A 15,953-nucleotide genomic window follows, 5' to 3' on the forward strand; every position below is an offset into this window, starting at 1 on the left:
TCCGTTTTGTCCGTTGGCGCTTCCGCTCGTTTTGTTTTTCGAACTTTGCTTTGAATTTTGTTTATTATGGCTGCCGCCTTTTTTCGTGTGTTTTGTCATGATGATCCCTCCGCTTTTGAACTCATGAAACGTTCTTTTATAGATTGCTCATTTCCGCGGATTTTCTTCAGGAATGATTTTACGTTTATGTAAAAGGGCATTGATCTCCCCTCCAAGAATAATCATCATTCCGCTTAAATAAAACCAGATCATCAGGACGATGATGCCGCCGAGGCTTCCGTATGTTGCGCTGTAGTTTGCAAATTCGCTGACGTAGTATGAAAACAGCATGCTGACGAGGATCCAGCCGGCTGTCGCTGCAACGGCTCCCGGAAGCACGAATTTAAATGACAGCCGCTTATTCGGGGCAAAAAAGTATAAAGCCGTAAAGACGATCAGCAGCACAAGCGGGCTGATTCCCCAGCGGAGCGCTGACCATGCCGCTAGAAACATTTCCGGCGTACCGTCCAGATTGGCGATGAAATGGCCGATGGCCCTCCCGAATACCGGAAGAAGAAGCGCGACCAATATGGTGAAAACCATCGCGGCGGTCAGGAGGAGTGATGTCAGCCGAACCATGATGAATGAGCGGTTTTCCTCCACTTCATAAGCATGATTAAAGGCCCTGACAATCGCGTTCAATCCGTTTGACGCAGACCAGAGCGCCGCGATGATCCCGAAAGAAAGCAGGCCCCTGTTTCCTGTATTGAGCGTCTCTTCAATAACGGACATCGTGTCTTCTGGAGCATACTGTTCAATCAGCCCGATGACATCGCCCGTTTTGACAGGCAGGTAGCCGATCAAAGTCAATAGGAAAATCATAAACGGAAACAGGGACAGCAGGAAAAAGTAGGCAAGTTCCGCCGATTTGCTCGGCCCTTCATGAAGGAAAAAACGCCAAGCCAGCTCTTTCAAAAAGCTCATTCTTTTTCCGGCTCCGTACGCCCTTTGGATTTAGCTGTGAAGTGATCCCTCGTTTCCTCGATCAAACCGATCACTTTTGGCGTCGTCTCTTTCAGTTCTTTCATCTGTTGATTTAAGAAGCTTAAATCGTCCGATATGGAAGCGGTCAGTTTTTTGGCTTCGTCCATTTTTTCTTTCACGCATTCGGTGAACATTCCGGGATTTGCGCGGTAAAGGCGGACTTTGTTTTTGCACGCGTCAAGCTTTGCGCCGCACGCTTCTCTGGTCGGTTTGTGCAGCAGTGACATAACCGCCCCGACCGAAGCGCCGAGGAGGATATTTCTGATGAAAACGCGGTCGTTTTTCATAAAAAATCTCTCCCTTCGTTTTTTATAATTTGTGTTCTTTTCGAATGTCATTTAGCAATTCGCTGCATCCTTTCGCGACGAGTTCGTACACCTCATCAAAGTTCCCGGTGTAGTATGGATCAGGAACATTTGCCGTCTCACAGTCCTCGACATAGTCGAGCAGCCTCCGGATGACGGCTTTGCTCCCGTAGCCGGCAAGGCTTCTCACATGGCCAGCGTTTTCGGCATCCATCGCGATGATATAATCGAACGCTTCCGGGTCTTTGTCGGTAATCTGCCTCGCGTAAAGGCCTTCGCAGTTGATCTTTTTTGCAGATAGCAGCGACCGTGTGCCTTCATGAGGCGGTTTTCCGACATGCCAGTTCCCTGTCCCCGCCGAATCGGCTTCAATTCGGTCCTCCAGGCCGCTTTTTTTGAGCATGTCGTTAAATACAGCTTCTGCCATCGGAGAGCGGCAAATATTGCCGAGGCAGACAAATAGCACTTTGATCATCAAACAAGAGCCTCCTCTATTCTTTCCCCACATTTCAGAAAGAAAAAACACTTTTGCTTTTATACTAAAGATTTTTTTGTTTTTTTCAACTTTGGGAAGAAAAGATGACAATGCTATTGACAAATCTAACAAACTTTCAGAATATTCTAGTTAGACACAAAATTAAAGGGGGATATTTCGCCTATGGATTTTATTTCACATATTGTAGATACAATGAACGGTTTTTTATGGGGACCTCCGCTTTTGATCCTCATTGTTGGAACAGGTATTTATTTGACTTTCAGGCTGGCTTTTTTGCAGATCAGACTTTTGCCTTACTCATTAAAGCTTGCCTTTTCAAGACGTCAGGATAAATCCTCCGAAGGCGATATTTCCCACTTTCAGGCGTTGATGACTGCCCTTGCCGCTACGGTCGGTACCGGGAATATCGTCGGTGTCGCCTCAGCTGTCATTGCCGGAGGGCCTGGCGCCGTGTTTTGGATGTGGCTCGCCGCCTTTTTCGGAATGGCCACGAAATATGCCGAAGCGGTGCTTGCTGTCAGATTCCGCGTGAAAGACAAAAACGGCGAAATGTCAGGCGGCCCGATGTATTATTTGGAACACGGCCTCAAGCAAAAGTGGCTTGGTGTGTTATTTGCCATATTCGGGGCGCTTGCCGCTTTCGGAATAGGCAATATGGTTCAGTCAAATTCTGTATCCGGAGTCATGAGCTCCACATTTTCCGTGCCTGCCTGGGTAACCGGAATCATTGTCACGATTTTTACAGCACTTGTCATTCTCGGTGGGATTAAAAGCATCGGCAAAGTCACCTCGCTGTTCGTGCCGATCATGGCTTTATTTTATGTCATCGCCGGATTGATCATTCTTGTCACAAACTTTGAACTTGTCCCCGGCGCGGTCGGTTTAATTTTTTCTGACGCGTTTACCGGCCAGGCCGTGGCAGGAGGCGCGATCGGAACCGTGATCCGCTGGGGCGTGGCGCGGGGCGTATTTTCAAATGAAGCAGGGCTCGGCTCGGCGCCGATCGCGGCAGCCGCGGCAAAAACTGATATGCCGGCTCGCCAAGCGCTTGTCTCTATGACCCAGGTTTTCATCGACACATTGATTGTCTGCTCGATTACGGGGATATCGATTGTCATGGGAAACATGTATCTGACAGAAAAAAACGATGCGCTGACATCGATGACATTCGCACATTTTCTCGGCCCTGCGGGATCGACAATCGTTGCGATCGGTCTGCTGCTGTTCGCTTATTCGACGATTTTGGGCTGGTCGTACTACGGAGAAAAATGCTTCACCTACCTGCTGAATGAAAAATATGCGATCGTCTACCGTGTCATCTTTGTGATCGCCGTCTTTTTCGGAGCGGTCTTTAAAAATGACTTTGTCTGGGCGCTCGCCGATATGCTGAACGGTCTGATGGCGATACCGAACCTGATCGGCCTGCTCGGTTTGACAGGGATTGTCATCTATGAGTCCAAACAGATCCTTGCCAAAATCAAAGCCGAAAAAGCGGAAAAGCAAAACAGCGTATCCGTTTAAGCCGGAGATGCTTTTTGACAGCCGTCCTTTTCTTCTCGCTTAATTCTGTTACAATAAAGACTACAAAATCAGTGAGAAAGGATGTGCCTTCTTGTCAGAGCAGAAAACAGCCGAGCTTAACAAAATGATCGAAGAGATCTCGCAAAAACTAAACATGCTGAACATCGGCGTCATCAAAGCTGAAGCCTTCAGCAATGAAAAGCTTGAAGATCTTGAATACCTGCACAAAATGGTGATGAAAAAGAAATCTTTCAGTCCGAGCGAAATGCAGGCAATCGCAGAGGAACTGGCTGCACTCCGAAAATAAACATAAAAAAGACCGGAAATCTATTCCGGTCTTTTTCATTAGCCGAGCAGCTTCAAAGATTCGCGTGTAAACGCAGGGATGTCGTCAGGCGTCCGGCTTGTGACAAGCTGGTTCTGGCAGACGACAACTTCCTCATCCTTAAATTGAACCCCGGCGTTTTCCAAATCGACTTGAATCGATGTGTAGCCTGTTGCACTGCGTCCGTCCAGAGCCTTGGCGGTGATTAAAAGCTGCGGGCCGTGGCAGATCGCAAACACCGGTTTTTTGTCATCCATAAAGGATTTCGCAAACGATACGAAACGCTGGTCGGCTCTGAGAATATCCGGCGAAAATCCGCCCGGAATCAACAGCGCGTCAAAATCGGCCGGGCTGACTTCATCAATGGACGCATCTGTTTCCACTTGCGCCTCGCCTTGCTTGCCTTTCAGCGTTTTGCCTTTCTCTTTTTCAATAACCGTAAGCTGGTGCCCGGCGTCTTTGAACGCTTTCGCAGGCTCGGTATACTCCGAATCCTCAAAGTAATCTGTCAGAACAACTGCAATGTTTTTGCTCATATTGATCACCCTCCCAAAAGCTTCTGTCTACATAAATCCATTTCCCCCTGCCACACTAAATAAAACATCCGCACGTTCCTCGCGACAAAGTACCTAAGTCACCCGGCAGACAGGGACAGACTTTGGAATCATTTTCTGAGTGTTTACAATATTCGCAACGAAAGTTCTACAAAACTTTACAAAAAGTTCTTACAATAGAAATTGTTACTCTAATCTGAAAGGTGGAGAAATGGTGGGAATACAGAAAAGACGGTTTTCAAGGAAAAACATTCTCCGTATTCTGCTAACCTCAGTGATGATACTCAGTTTACTCATTCCAAACACCCAGACATATGCAGAAGAACCAAATGAACACCCGCTGATCAACCTCAGCATCCTGGGTACGACAGATATCCACGCCCATATCATGGACTATGACTACTATGCCGACAAAGAGACGGCAGAATTCGGACTGGTCCGCACGGCTCAGCTGATCGAAAAGCACCGGAGCCGGAATCCGAACACGATTCTTGTCGACAACGGCGACTTAATTCAAGGGAACCCTCTAGGGGAATATATCTTCAAACATGAACGTGAAGCAATTATCTCCGGAACGAAAACACACCCGATCATTGATGTCATGAACAAACTGCACTATGACGCCGGCACGCTCGGAAACCACGAATTCAACTATGGCCTTGAATTCCTTGACGGCACGATAAAAGGCGCCGAATTTCCCATTGTCAATGCCAATATAAAAACATCGGACGGAAAGAACAAATATACGCCATATCATATTGAAGAGCGGACGCTGACGGATGAAAGCGGCCAAAAGCACCAGCTTAAAGTCGGCTACATCGGCTTCGTTCCGCCGCAGATTTTAACATGGGATAAAAAGCATCTGGACGGCAAAATCACGGTGCAGGACATCACCGAATCAGCGAAACAAACGATTCCGAAAATGAAGCAGGAAGGCGCCGACGTGATCATTGCGATCGCCCACTCCGGAATTGAAAATGGCGGACAGGCGGCGGGAGCAGAAAACGCCGTATATGACCTGGCTCTCAAGACGGAAGGAATAGATGCGATCATCTCCGGACACCAGCACGGTCTGTTCCCCGGTACGGACTATCCAGGAAATGGCGTGATCGACAATCAAAAAGGAACGATCAACGGCATCCCTGTCGTCATGCCGAAAAACTGGGGCAGCCATTTAGGAATCATCGATATGCAGCTTGAACAGGACGGCAGCAAATGGACAGTGAAAGATGCCAGCGCAAAAACGGAAGCGATTGCCGGAAATGTGACGTCACGACACGAAACCGTCGTTTCCACGATTAAAGACACACACGAAAAAACGCTTGAATACGTCCGCGCGCCGGTTGGCCAAACGGAATCTGATATTAACAGCTTTTTCGCACAAGTAAAAGACGATCCTTCGATTCAGATTGTCACAGACGCACAAAAATGGTATGCGGAAGATGTCATGAAGGGAACGGAATACGAAAACCTGCCGATTTTATCAGCGGGCGCGCCATTTAAAGCAGGAGGGCGTAACGGTGCTGATTATTATACAAACATTAAAGCAGGAAACCTTGCGATCAAAAACATCGGCGATTTGTATTTGTACGACAATACGCTCTATATCGTCAAGCTGACGGGAAGCGAAGTGAAGGACTGGATCGAAATGTCGGCCGGGCAGTTCAACCAGATCGACCCTTCAAAATCGGGTGAACAGGCGCTCCTCAACCCCGATTTCAGGTCGTATAATTTCGATGTCATTGACGGTGTGACCTACCAGATCGATGTCACACAACCGGCAAAATACAATGCGTCAGGCGGGGTGAAAAATCCGCAGGCCAACCGCGTCAAACAGTTGTCTTACAACGGAAAAGCCGTCCGCGACGATCAGGAATTCCTTGTGGTCACAAATAATTACCGCGCGTCCGGGGGCGGCGGATTCCCGCATCTGACGCAGGACAAAGTCGTTTATGCGGCGGCTGATGAAAACAGGCAGGTGCTCATGAACTACATCATGGAAAAGAAAACGGTCAATCCTGCCGCCGATAACAACTGGTCGATCGCTCCGATTAAAGGAGCCGATGTGACATTCGAATCTTCTCTCCTCGCCAAACCGTTTGCTGAAAAAGCGAAGGACATCGATTTTGTCAGAGAATCCGAAAACAGCGGATATGGCGTCTATAAGCTGAACTTTGAAGGTACAGAGCCTCCGGTTGATAATGGAAACTGGACGTTAACAGTCATGCACACGAACGACACGCACGCCCACCTTGATGAAGCGGCAAGGCGCGCTGCCAAAGTGAAAGAAATCCGCAGTGAGGCAGAAAACAATGTGCTGCTCGATGCCGGCGATGTCTTTTCCGGTGACTTGTATTTTACAAAATGGAACGGACTCGCCGATTTGAAGCTGATGAACATGATGGGCTATGACGCCATGACCTTCGGCAACCATGAATTTGATAAAGGGCCGAAAGTGCTCGCAGACTTTCTGAGCGGAAACAATGCGGCCGTCGATCCGTTAAACAGACACCAGCTGGAAAAGCCCGATTTTCCAATCGTCAGCTCCAATGTCGATGTATCAAAGGAGCCTCAGCTGCGAAGCTTTCAAAAAGAGCCTGCACTCTTAACAGCGGGAGAAAAGAAAGAAAGCGGCATCTATCCTTATATTCTGCTTGATGTAAATGGCGAGCAAGTCGGCGTATTCGGCCTGACGACGGAAGATACGTTATATACGTCAAGCCCCGGACCGAACATTGCGTTCCATGACGCTTATCTGTCAGCGGAGAAAACGGTCAAGGAACTGAAAGAAAAAGAAAAGGTCAACAAAATCATCGCCCTCACCCACCTCGGCTACAACCGGGATCTGGAGCTGGCCAAAAAAGTGAAGGGCATCGATTTGATTATCGGCGGGCATACGCATACACTCGTCGATCATTTAAAAGTGGTGGAGAGCGAAGAACCGACAATCGTCGCCCAAGTGAAAGACTACGGGCAGTTTTTAGGACGGGTCGATGTTGTGTTTGATGAGAAAGGCGTCGTTCAAACGGATCAATCAAGGTTCAATTTGATCGCGATTGACGGCAAAGTGGACGAAGATCCTCCAGCGAAAGAAGTGCTTGACGGCTTTAAAGAAGATATTGACGAACTGAAGAAGAAAAAAGTAGGCTATGCCGATGTCCCGCTTGACGGAAAACGCGAGCATGTCCGCTCAAAAGAAACCAACCTCGGCAATTTTATCGCGGACGGCATGCTGAAGAAAGCAAAACAAGCCGGCGGGGCTGACATCGCCATCACAAACGGCGGCGGAATCAGAAGCGGTATTGCCAAAGGCGACATCACACTCGGCGATGTGCTGACGGTCATGCCGTTCGGCAACACCCTTTATGCCGCTGATTTGACGGGTGCGCAAATCAAAGAAGCGCTTGAGCACGGGGTGAGCCAAGTCGAAGAAGGCGGAGGCGCGTTTCCGCATGTCGCGGGTTTATCCTTCACATTTACACTGAGCAAGCCAAAAGGTGAGCGCATCCTTGATGTGAACCTTGTCAATGACAAAGGGGATGCTGTTCCGCTCGATTTGGACAAAACCTACCGTGTGGCTACAAATAACTTCATGGGCGGCGGCGGAGACGGCTATTCCGTTTTTAAAGAAGCGAAAAACGGTGTCGATCTCGGTTTTACCGATTACGACATTTTTACAGAGCAGCTTGCCTTGTACGATTCTGTTTCACCGAACATCGAAAACAGAATCACAGAAGTGTTCCTTCCTGACCGTCAGACAGACGGCACTTGGACGCTTGCGGAAAAACCGTTCGAAACATACGCGAAAAACGCAAATCAGGTGATTGCTTATTTCCCTGACACAGAAAAAGACCACATCAAGCTGAATATGACAAAAGCACAGACTGACCTTGTCAAAGAAAGAATTGATGATCCAAGTATCACCCTGAAAAACGATCGCATTGCGATGCAGCTTCCAGCCGTTAATCTGGCAAGCGAAAAGACTAAAATCAGCATCAAAATCGCCAAGAATATCAAACAGGCGGTCACAAAGGTATATGATTTCAACATTCAGCAGAATGGAAAAACGGTCAGTACATTTAAAGAGCCTGTCGGACTGTTTTTCCAAGTCGAGGCTCCTGACAAACATTTGAGCGTCTATTATGTCGACCGCAAAAACAACAGCTTCACAAAAGTGACAAACGGCTATACGAAAGGCCGTACCGTTGCAGGCTATGTCGACCATTTCAGCGAGTATACCGTGATGAATGACAAAGATGCCGGGTCTCCTTCACTTCCGCCGGGTTCAGGCGATGATGACGGTCCGAATGGCGGCAGCGGCGGTCACCCCCCTGCTTCGCCCGGCGCCGGAAGCGGCGGAGACGGATCAGGCGGTCATGGCAGCGGCGGGTCAGATGACGGAAATGAACCTTCAGATGGTTCAAACGGCGGGTTTTTGCCTGACACCGCTTCAAACGCCTATCATTGGCTGATGCTCGGCCTGCTGCTGCTTATATCCGGAAGCGGTCTGTACCTTTACCAAAGGAAGCGGCGCAAACTCCAAATCTAAATAAAAAAGTGCGGTCTGCTAAAGGCAGAACCGCACTTTTTTTATTCAACCCATTTCACGATTTGATCAAGCGCCCGTCTCGTCTTCGGACGCGGTTCTTTCACGCGGTAACCGAAAGCGGCCATGACCGAGATGTCAAAGCGGCCGTCCTCCAACAATCCTTCTTTTTCAAGGATGTCGTGGACTTTGTCGTAGTTAAAGCCTTCAATCGGGCAGGAGTCAATACCGATCAAGGCGGCCGCCGTCATCATGTTGGCAAGCGCGATGTACGTTTGCTTTGATACCCAGTCAAACATCGCTCTGTCGCTTTCGTACAAATGAAAATCGCCGTCTTGGAAACTTTTCAGAACGCCGTCTTCTTTCAGCATATTTTCAATGATGTCCTCCGGCATTTTTTTCACATGCTTTAACTGATCTGCAACATACCCGGAATCATGCCGCATTTCCTTAGCCGTGCGTCCGAGCAGCAAAACGAAATGGCTGGCTGTCGGCAGCTGTCCCTGTGCGCCCCATGAGACCTGGCGCAGTTTTTCACGCAGCTCTTTATTTTGGACGACGACGAACTTCCACGGCTCGAGGCCGACAGAGCTTGGCGACAGTCTGCCCGCTTCTAAAATGAACTGAAAATCCTCGTCTGATATCTTTCTGTCCGGATCAAACTCTTTTGTCGCGTGTCTAAATTGGAATGCGTCAAGAATCTCCTGCTTCTTGGATTGCTGTGTCATGTTCTGTTCTCTCCTTTTGTCTATAGTTTATATTCCTTTCTTAATTTCATTCTAATCATTATAATAGCAATAAGAAAGTACGCACATTTTTGTGGCATAGTATCATTTTTTATACTAAGGAGAGAGGAAAATGAACAAGAATCCGAAGGCATGCGAAACACCGGACGGTTATTCATGCCCGGTGGAAGCAACGATCGATATCATCGGCGGCAAATGGAAAAGCGTCATTCTGTATCATTTGATCGATGATAAAAAACGCTTTAATGAGCTGCGTCGTTTAATTCCCGCCGTGACACAGCGGATGCTGACCCTCCAGCTTCGCGAACTTGAGCGCGACGGCATCGTCTGCCGCACGATTTATAAGCAGGTTCCCCCGAAAGTCGAGTACAGTTTAACTGAGTTCGGCAAGACGCTGATTCCGATCATCAGTCAAATGATGAATTGGGGAGCTTCCTATGCCGGCAAAATCAAGGAAGCGCGCCAACGATCGGCTGCCGCTGAAATGCTGGAATCGCAAGGCTAATTGGCCGGCTCGATTTTCAAGAGAAAGTCTTTGATTCTGCTTAAGTATTCTTCAGGATCGTGGCGAAATCCGCCGACATGTCCCGCGCCTTCAATCAAATACAGTTTCTTTATCCCTTTTTTCCGGTCATACAGGCTTTTGGCCATTTCCGGCGGAACAAGCTGATCATTTGTGCCGTGGATGATAAACAGCGGCGTGTCTGACTGCTCAAGATTGCTGACCGGCGATATGTCGGCAAGGCTCCAGCCGTGGCGCCGTTTGATCAGCCCGCTTGCCAACGGGATGAGAAACGGCACGGACAATTTGACGGCGGCTTTCAGCTGAAAGCGGCATAGCTCTGTTAAATCGCTGAAGCAGGAATCGGCAATACAAAACTTGATTCTCCTGTCCTGTTTCATCAGCTCGATGGCAGCCGCGGCTCCTAGCGATTCGCCAAGCACCCCGATCCAAAGGTCTTTGCCGAACCTGTTCTCAAGCTCGTCAGCCCACCTCGCCAAATCGTCCTTTTCGTAAAATCCGTAAGAAACGTGTGAACCGCCGCTCAATCCGTGGCACCTGCTGTCGCAAAGCAGAACATTGTAGCCGATGGACTGGAACAGCTCGACGTATTTATACCCTCCAAACAGCGACCACTTGATGCCGTGGGAAACGATGACGACTTTCCTGCTCTTTTGAACGGGAAAAAGCAGCGCATGCAGCCGGCATCCATCCCCCGCCGTCAAAAACAGCTCTTCTTTGTCGTGTGACTCAAACACATCATCGATGATCTCGCCGTGTTTGAGACCGCTGAAAAAGGTTTCTTCATATGTGCTCCTGTTCGGCATAACAAACAAATAGCTGACAATCAAACTGACGGCAAAAATACTGATCCCAATTCCAAAGACCATCAACAAAATTCCGATCCACACGGCCCTCACCCTTTACGTTCTTGTTTTAACTTATTGTATTCCGAACGGGTCTGGGCGTGAGTCGCGGAAAAAAATTGGCGTCAAGAGCACCCGTTTCCGAGCTGGATGACTTTCGCTTTTCCTGCTGCTTCTCTCAACACGCCTCTTGTATCAAATATCACGGTTGCATGGTTTAGTAACAGCTCTTTCGGAAGTGCGTCATGATCGGTCAAAACGACAACACAGTCGTACGCTTTCAGCATCTCTGAATCTATCGGCATGCTTGCCATTTTTTTGCCGCTGAGGTCGAGTTCCGGAACGTGCGGATCATGGTAGGAAACATCAGCCCCCATGCCGATCAGCTTCTCTATAATATCAAGCGATTTTGATTCGCGGACATCCGCTATATTACGTTTATAGGTGACGCCATAGATTAAAATGCGGGCGTCTGTCGACTTATCTTTCGCTGCCAGTTGCAAGGAACGCTCTGCGATATAGCGGACGATTCTATCATTTGTCGCTTCCGACAGCTCGATAAAGTCGCTCGATAAACCGCTTTGTTTCATGACAAACTGCAAATACAGCGGATCGACGGGGATGCAATGGCCGCCGATGCCGGGACCTGGATAAAACGCCGCAAAGCCGTACGGCTTCGTGCTTGCCGCCTCGATGACTTCCCATACATTCACCCCGAGCTTGTCGCATATCATCGCGAATTCATTAATGAATGAAATATTAATAAACCGGTACGTATTTTCCAGCAGCTTTGTCAGCTCCGCTGTTTCAGGCGATGTGACAGGCACAACCTCTTCATAAATGCCGCTGTATAATTGATGCACCTTTTCAAGGCATGCCTCCGTCGCGCCTCCCACTACCTTCGGCACGACTTCAATCGGGAATTGATTGCCCGGATCAACGCGTTCTGGAGAATAAGCCAAATAAAAATCCTTTCCGCATACAAGGCCGCTTTCTTCGAGGATCGGTTTGACGATGTCCCTTGTCGTACCCGGATATGTCGAGCTTTCCAACACAACGAGCTGCCCTTTTTTCAAGTGCCCTCCAATCGATTGCGCCGCTCTTTTCACATAAGTCAAATCAGGACCCGCATCATCATTCAGCGGCGTCGGTACGCAGATGATGACGGCATCCGCTTCGCCGATTAAACCGTAGTCCGAAACAGGACGAAAGAAACCGGTGCCTATTCCGTCCTGCACCGCTTGATCGTTGATATCTGAAATATAGCTGTTCCCTTTCCGTAATGCCTCGACTTTCTTTTTATCCAAATCAACACCGATAACCCGAATTCCTTTTGATATCAACAACATGGCCAAGGGCAGACCGACAAACCCCAAGCCGATGACCGCTATCGTTTCGTTATGCATTTCCTGTTTGCTCATTTATCAAATCGCCCCTTCTGTACATTCCTTTAATAAACTATGTTTTAAATCTTTTTTTGAAAGGGACGATCTACCAAATCAAAACCTATTTATTTTTCATATCAGATGTTTGAAACGAAGAAAGAGGCAGCTGCACCGGCTGCTTCTGCAGCACAGACTGGTAGATTCCAAAAATCGTTTCAATCGCCTTTTTCCCTTCATAACCGTCAACCAATAGTGTGTCTTGGCGCTTGACGGCGCTTATAAAGTTTTGGTACATGGCGGTTTGTTCGCCGCCGAGATCAATCAGCTGCGCCGCTTCTTCAGCAGCATCCTTCTCCCCGTGGATATACCAGCGGCTGATCCGGTTTAATGCCGGGCCTTCCAATGAAATCGTTCCATGTTCTCCAAAAATCGAGAGAGAGCTTCCGATATTGTTTGGCTGTGTGACGATATTCGCTTCTACTACTCCTTTCGCCTGACTGGCAAACGTCAGAACACCGACAGCAACATCTTCCGTTTCTTTTGCTCCGGAACCGCCCAGTATATCTCCGTAAACGCCTTTTACATCACCTAAAAACCATTGCAGCAGATCGATCAGATGTATCCCTTGATTGACCAGCATCCCGCCGTCTTTTTCCCAGCTTCCCCGCCAGGTTGCCGCTTCATAATAAGCGGGTGACCTGTTTAAGCGAAGCGATACTGTGCCTAAGTAGATCCTTCCCAGTTTTCCTCTCTCAATCGTTTCCTTCAGTTTTTTCATGATCGGCCGGTGGCGCATCTGGTGGCAGACCATGAGCTTCAGCCCGTTCTGTTCCGCCAGTTCTATCAGCTCATCGGCATCCTGTAATGACAAGGTGATCGGTTTTTCGACGATGACGTGCTTGCCTGCCTGCAGCGCAGCTTTGGCCATTTCGGCGTGCAGTCCCGAAACCGCCGCAATAATGACCGCTTCTATTTTAGAATCTGAAAGCAGCGCTTGATACTGCTGATAACGGGTCATTCGGCTTTCATCTCCGGCGAAGGAAGCATAGTATTGTTCCGCCTCCTTCATCCGTTCTACCTGCAAATCACTGACGGCCGACAACTTTGCATCACCGCACCCGGCCAGTGCTTGAAGATGTTTTCTTGACATATAGCCGCAGCCGATTAAACCGAAATGAACCGTCACTTTCCCCCTCCTCCTTTTTTCAGCAGCGCGGAAATAATTTGCTCTTGTTCCTCAGCGGCTAGAAAAGGATCCATCGGAATCGCGAAAAGGGTTTCGGACAAGGACTCGGCTATAGGGAAATCGCCTTTTTTGTACTGCAATGAAGAATAGACCGTTTGCAAATGAAGGCAGCAAGGATAATACACGCCTGAATGAATGTTCTGCTCTTTCAGCGATTGAATGAATTCGTCGCGGTCTTTCGCGCCGATACAATAGAGATGATAGATATGTGTGCGGTCTTCTTTCTCAGCCGGCAGTGTGAGATGCTCCGCCGTTTTCAAACCTTCCTTGTAGCGGCTGGCAACTTTTCTTCTTTGTTCATTCCAGCCGTCGATTTTCTCAAGAAGAATGAGCAAAGCAGCGGCATGTAATTCATCAAGACGGCTGTTGAAACCGATTTTGTCATGGAAGTATTTTTTGCTTGTGCCATGGGTTCTGAGTGTTCTTAATTGCCGGGCCGCATCCGGATCTGAAATCGTCACCATTCCCCCGTCTCCCAACGTTCCTAAGTTTTTTGTCGGGAAAAATGAAAAACAGGCGGCATCCCCGATGCTGCCGACAGGCCGCCCTTTATACGATGCGCCGAACGCTTGGCAGGCATCCTCAATCACAAGCAGTCCGTGTTTTTTGGCAATCGCCATGATCTCGTCCATATCAGCCGGCTGTCCGAAAATGTGGACGGGAATGATCGCTTTAGTAGCAGGGGTGATGTTTTCTTCTATTTTTTCCGGATCAAGGTTGCAGGTTTCACGATCAACATCAGCAAACACCGGCTTAGCCCCCACCCTTGAGACAGCTTCGGCGGTCGCAAAAAAAGTGAACGGCGTCGTAATGACCTCATCCCCTTTGCCGATACCGAAAGCTTCGAGCGTCAGCACTAATGCATCCGTTCCGTTGGCGACCGCGACCGCTTCTTTTACACCAAGCTTTTCGGCTATTCTTTTCTCCAGCTCTTCAACCTTCGGCCCCAATATATATTGGCCGCTGTCCAACACATGCTCAAACTCTTGTAAAATATCTTCTTTTACCGTTTGAAACTGGCGTTTTAAATTGATTAACGGGATCATCTCTGTTCCTCCTCTAAAATCAAAAAGTTCCAAAATAAGTTATGATGCCTGCCGGTAATTTGGCACGGCTTGATTTTTTTCATAAAAAAAGACCTACTTGTTCAGTAAGTCTTGACCATGCTTATTTGTTAATGCCTAATTTCCCTTCCAGCAGCTGTTTGTTATGAAGGACGGATTTGTCATCGGGACGGTATTTTCTCGCCTCTTCATTGTGCTGATACGACTTTTCAAAGTCTCCTAAATTGTAGTAGCACACGCACATTTGCAAGTGAGGGTACCAAGTGTAATATGCCGGATAGGTGAAGCTCCATTTATTCGAATCAGGCACCAGTGTTGTCGCCAGCTCATACCAGTAGATAGCGGCATTGTATTCCCGCCGCCGCTGAAAGTTATAGCCGATTCTTGAGCATGTTTCGGCACGAGGCGTTTTGGAAAATTCAAATGACTGGAAGAGCGATCTCAGCTCATTATCCAAGTCGCCGAGAAAGCGGTGGCAGTCGGCTTTGTTGATGCAGGCGTATACTTTGTCTTCAATCCATCCTTCTTTCATTTCAATGTTTTTATTGTAGCTTTCAATTGCTTTTTCGTAGTGTCTGTTTTCTCTTAATTCATTTCCGTAGTAAAAATAGTCGCGCGGGGTAAACGTGTCGCCGCGATCGATCTTCTTTTGGTAAATATTGAGGTTTCGTCCGACAGAGTGGCGGATTTTTTTATGCGTCACCGAGATATCGGCATTGATAATGTTCCCGAATACCTCCAAATATTGATGGCAGTCGCCTTTCCATTTAAAGTTTTTCTCCCTTTTTACCAGGCGGTTGCGGCGGTACCTTAATGTCACATTTCCGAATTCGTCAGTTCCCGCATCATAGTACATGGACACGGAATCAACGGAAGGATCAAGCGTTTCCTTCAACTCTTTTAATTTTTTCTGATCTTCCTCAAGCAACACATCGTCCGCATCCAGATAGAGAATATAATCCTTTGTGGCGTGTTTAAACGATTCATTGCGGGCTGCCGCAAAATCGCCGATCCATTCAAAGAAAAAGACGCGGTCTGTGTAGCGCTTCGCAATTTCTACGGTTTGATCTGTCGACCCCGTATCCACAATGTTAATTTCATCTACAATGTCTTTCACAGTATCAAGGCATCTCGCTAATACTTCTTCTTCATTTTTGACAATCATACATAGACTGATTGTAACCAAAGCCTTCACTCCCTGAGACTCTTTTTTAAAATCTACCCATAAAATATGAACCAGCAGCTGATCGCGTTTGTGCCGCTGTCACTGTTTTAGCTTTTCAGGCTGTGCCATTTCCGAAGTATTTTTCATAGAACTTTCTTTTCTCGCTTGAATATAGATACTACTAGCGAAAATGTGTTTAACCAGGAGGT

The 15,953-nt window shown here is 48.0% G+C and carries 14 protein-coding genes; 4 read left to right on the forward strand and 10 right to left on the reverse strand.

What is annotated here, in order from left to right:
* Nucleotides 1–147: 147 nt before the first annotated feature.
* From M1E06_RS17380 to M1E06_RS17390, 3 genes are read right to left on the reverse strand one after another with little or no spacing between them, the layout of a single operon-like run.
* Nucleotides 148–963 carry a YihY/virulence factor BrkB family protein gene (locus M1E06_RS17380; RefSeq protein ID WP_020450569.1) on the reverse strand — a complete coding sequence of 272 codons (816 nt, stop codon included), beginning with the start codon at nt 961–963 and terminating at the stop codon, nt 148–150.
* Nucleotides 960–1,310: a hypothetical protein gene (locus tag M1E06_RS17385; protein WP_020450568.1), complete on the reverse strand. Its 351-nt coding sequence runs from the start codon at nt 1,308–1,310 to the stop codon at nt 960–962. The genes M1E06_RS17380 and M1E06_RS17385 overlap by 4 nt, the downstream gene beginning before the upstream one ends.
* Before the next feature lie 22 nt (nt 1,311–1,332).
* The gene (locus M1E06_RS17390; protein ID WP_080131281.1) at nt 1,333–1,803 is read right to left on the reverse strand and encodes a low molecular weight protein-tyrosine-phosphatase; all 471 of its coding nucleotides are present in this window, start codon (nt 1,801–1,803) and stop codon (nt 1,333–1,335) included.
* A gap of 183 nt (nt 1,804–1,986) precedes the next feature.
* Here M1E06_RS17390 and M1E06_RS17395 point away from each other — a divergent pair, with 183 nt between their 5' ends.
* Nucleotides 1,987–3,345, forward strand: a complete 1,359-nt coding sequence (locus M1E06_RS17395; RefSeq protein WP_023855866.1) for an alanine/glycine:cation symporter family protein — start codon at nt 1,987–1,989, stop codon at nt 3,343–3,345.
* A 124-nt stretch (nt 3,346–3,469) separates the two neighbouring features.
* Nucleotides 3,470–3,652, forward strand: coding sequence for a DUF1128 domain-containing protein (locus tag M1E06_RS17400; RefSeq protein WP_031304963.1), 183 nt, complete (start codon nt 3,470–3,472; stop codon nt 3,650–3,652).
* 38 nt (nt 3,653–3,690) lie between these two features.
* On the opposite strand, the gene M1E06_RS17405 is transcribed toward M1E06_RS17400, so the two are convergent.
* On the reverse strand, nt 3,691–4,206 hold the full coding sequence (locus M1E06_RS17405) for a type 1 glutamine amidotransferase domain-containing protein (RefSeq protein WP_020450564.1): 516 nt from the start codon (nt 4,204–4,206) through the stop codon (nt 3,691–3,693).
* A 229-nt stretch (nt 4,207–4,435) separates the two neighbouring features.
* Here M1E06_RS17405 and M1E06_RS17410 point away from each other — a divergent pair, with 229 nt between their 5' ends.
* Complete coding sequence (locus tag M1E06_RS17410) at nt 4,436–8,773, forward strand: multifunctional 2',3'-cyclic-nucleotide 2'-phosphodiesterase/3'-nucleotidase/5'-nucleotidase (RefSeq protein WP_080131280.1); 4,338 nt, start codon at nt 4,436–4,438, stop codon at nt 8,771–8,773.
* A gap of 41 nt (nt 8,774–8,814) precedes the next feature.
* Here M1E06_RS17410 and M1E06_RS17415 read toward each other — a convergent pair whose 3' ends face one another.
* Nucleotides 8,815–9,498, reverse strand: coding sequence for an NAD(P)H-dependent oxidoreductase (locus M1E06_RS17415; RefSeq protein WP_020450562.1), 684 nt, complete (start codon nt 9,496–9,498; stop codon nt 8,815–8,817).
* Nucleotides 9,499–9,628: 130 nt separating this feature from the next.
* Here M1E06_RS17415 and M1E06_RS17420 point away from each other — a divergent pair, with 130 nt between their 5' ends.
* Complete coding sequence (locus M1E06_RS17420) at nt 9,629–10,021, forward strand: winged helix-turn-helix transcriptional regulator (RefSeq protein ID WP_020450561.1); 393 nt, start codon at nt 9,629–9,631, stop codon at nt 10,019–10,021.
* Here M1E06_RS17420 and M1E06_RS17425 read toward each other — a convergent pair.
* The 5 genes from M1E06_RS17425 to M1E06_RS17445 form a co-directional block, all read right to left on the reverse strand.
* Complete coding sequence (locus M1E06_RS17425) at nt 10,018–10,929, reverse strand: alpha/beta hydrolase (RefSeq protein WP_080131279.1); 912 nt, start codon at nt 10,927–10,929, stop codon at nt 10,018–10,020. The two genes, M1E06_RS17420 and M1E06_RS17425, sit on opposite strands and share 4 nt — an antisense overlap.
* 80 nt (nt 10,930–11,009) lie before the next feature.
* Entirely contained in the window at nt 11,010–12,305 is a 1,296-nt protein-coding gene (locus M1E06_RS17430) for a nucleotide sugar dehydrogenase (protein WP_080131278.1), read from the reverse strand.
* An 85-nt stretch (nt 12,306–12,390) separates the two neighbouring features.
* Nucleotides 12,391–13,455: a Gfo/Idh/MocA family protein gene (locus tag M1E06_RS17435; RefSeq protein ID WP_080131277.1), complete on the reverse strand. Its 1,065-nt coding sequence runs from the start codon at nt 13,453–13,455 to the stop codon at nt 12,391–12,393.
* Entirely contained in the window at nt 13,452–14,561 is a 1,110-nt protein-coding gene (locus M1E06_RS17440; protein WP_080131276.1) for a DegT/DnrJ/EryC1/StrS family aminotransferase, read from the reverse strand. Before M1E06_RS17440 ends, M1E06_RS17435 begins: the two co-directional genes overlap by 4 nt.
* 121 nt (nt 14,562–14,682) lie before the next feature.
* Nucleotides 14,683–15,765, reverse strand: coding sequence for a glycosyltransferase (locus M1E06_RS17445; protein ID WP_031304956.1), 1,083 nt, complete (start codon nt 15,763–15,765; stop codon nt 14,683–14,685).
* Between the last annotated feature and the right edge of the window lie 188 nt (nt 15,766–15,953).

Source organism: Bacillus sp. AK124 (genome assembly GCF_053903085.1).

Excerpts from the sequence above, each read along its gene's own strand:
- M1E06_RS17380 (WP_020450569.1), bottom strand. The coding sequence starts at position 963 with ATGAGCTTTTTGAAAGAGCTGGCTTGGCGTTTTTTCCTTCATGAAGGG.
- M1E06_RS17385 (WP_020450568.1), bottom strand. The coding sequence starts at position 1,310 with ATGAAAAACGACCGCGTTTTCATCAGAAATATCCTCCTCGGCGCTTCG.
- M1E06_RS17390 (WP_080131281.1), bottom strand. The coding sequence starts at position 1,803 with ATGATCAAAGTGCTATTTGTCTGCCTCGGCAATATTTGCCGCTCTCCG.
- M1E06_RS17395 (WP_023855866.1), top strand. The coding sequence starts at position 1,987 with ATGGATTTTATTTCACATATTGTAGATACAATGAACGGTTTTTTATGG.
- M1E06_RS17400 (WP_031304963.1), top strand. The coding sequence starts at position 3,470 with ATGATCGAAGAGATCTCGCAAAAACTAAACATGCTGAACATCGGCGTC.
- M1E06_RS17405 (WP_020450564.1), bottom strand. The coding sequence starts at position 4,206 with ATGAGCAAAAACATTGCAGTTGTTCTGACAGATTACTTTGAGGATTCG.
- M1E06_RS17410 (WP_080131280.1), top strand. The coding sequence starts at position 4,436 with ATGGTGGGAATACAGAAAAGACGGTTTTCAAGGAAAAACATTCTCCGT.
- M1E06_RS17415 (WP_020450562.1), bottom strand. The coding sequence starts at position 9,498 with ATGACACAGCAATCCAAGAAGCAGGAGATTCTTGACGCATTCCAATTT.
- M1E06_RS17420 (WP_020450561.1), top strand. The coding sequence starts at position 9,629 with ATGAACAAGAATCCGAAGGCATGCGAAACACCGGACGGTTATTCATGC.
- M1E06_RS17430 (WP_080131278.1), bottom strand. The coding sequence starts at position 12,305 with ATGAGCAAACAGGAAATGCATAACGAAACGATAGCGGTCATCGGCTTG.
- M1E06_RS17440 (WP_080131276.1), bottom strand. The coding sequence starts at position 14,561 with ATGATCCCGTTAATCAATTTAAAACGCCAGTTTCAAACGGTAAAAGAA.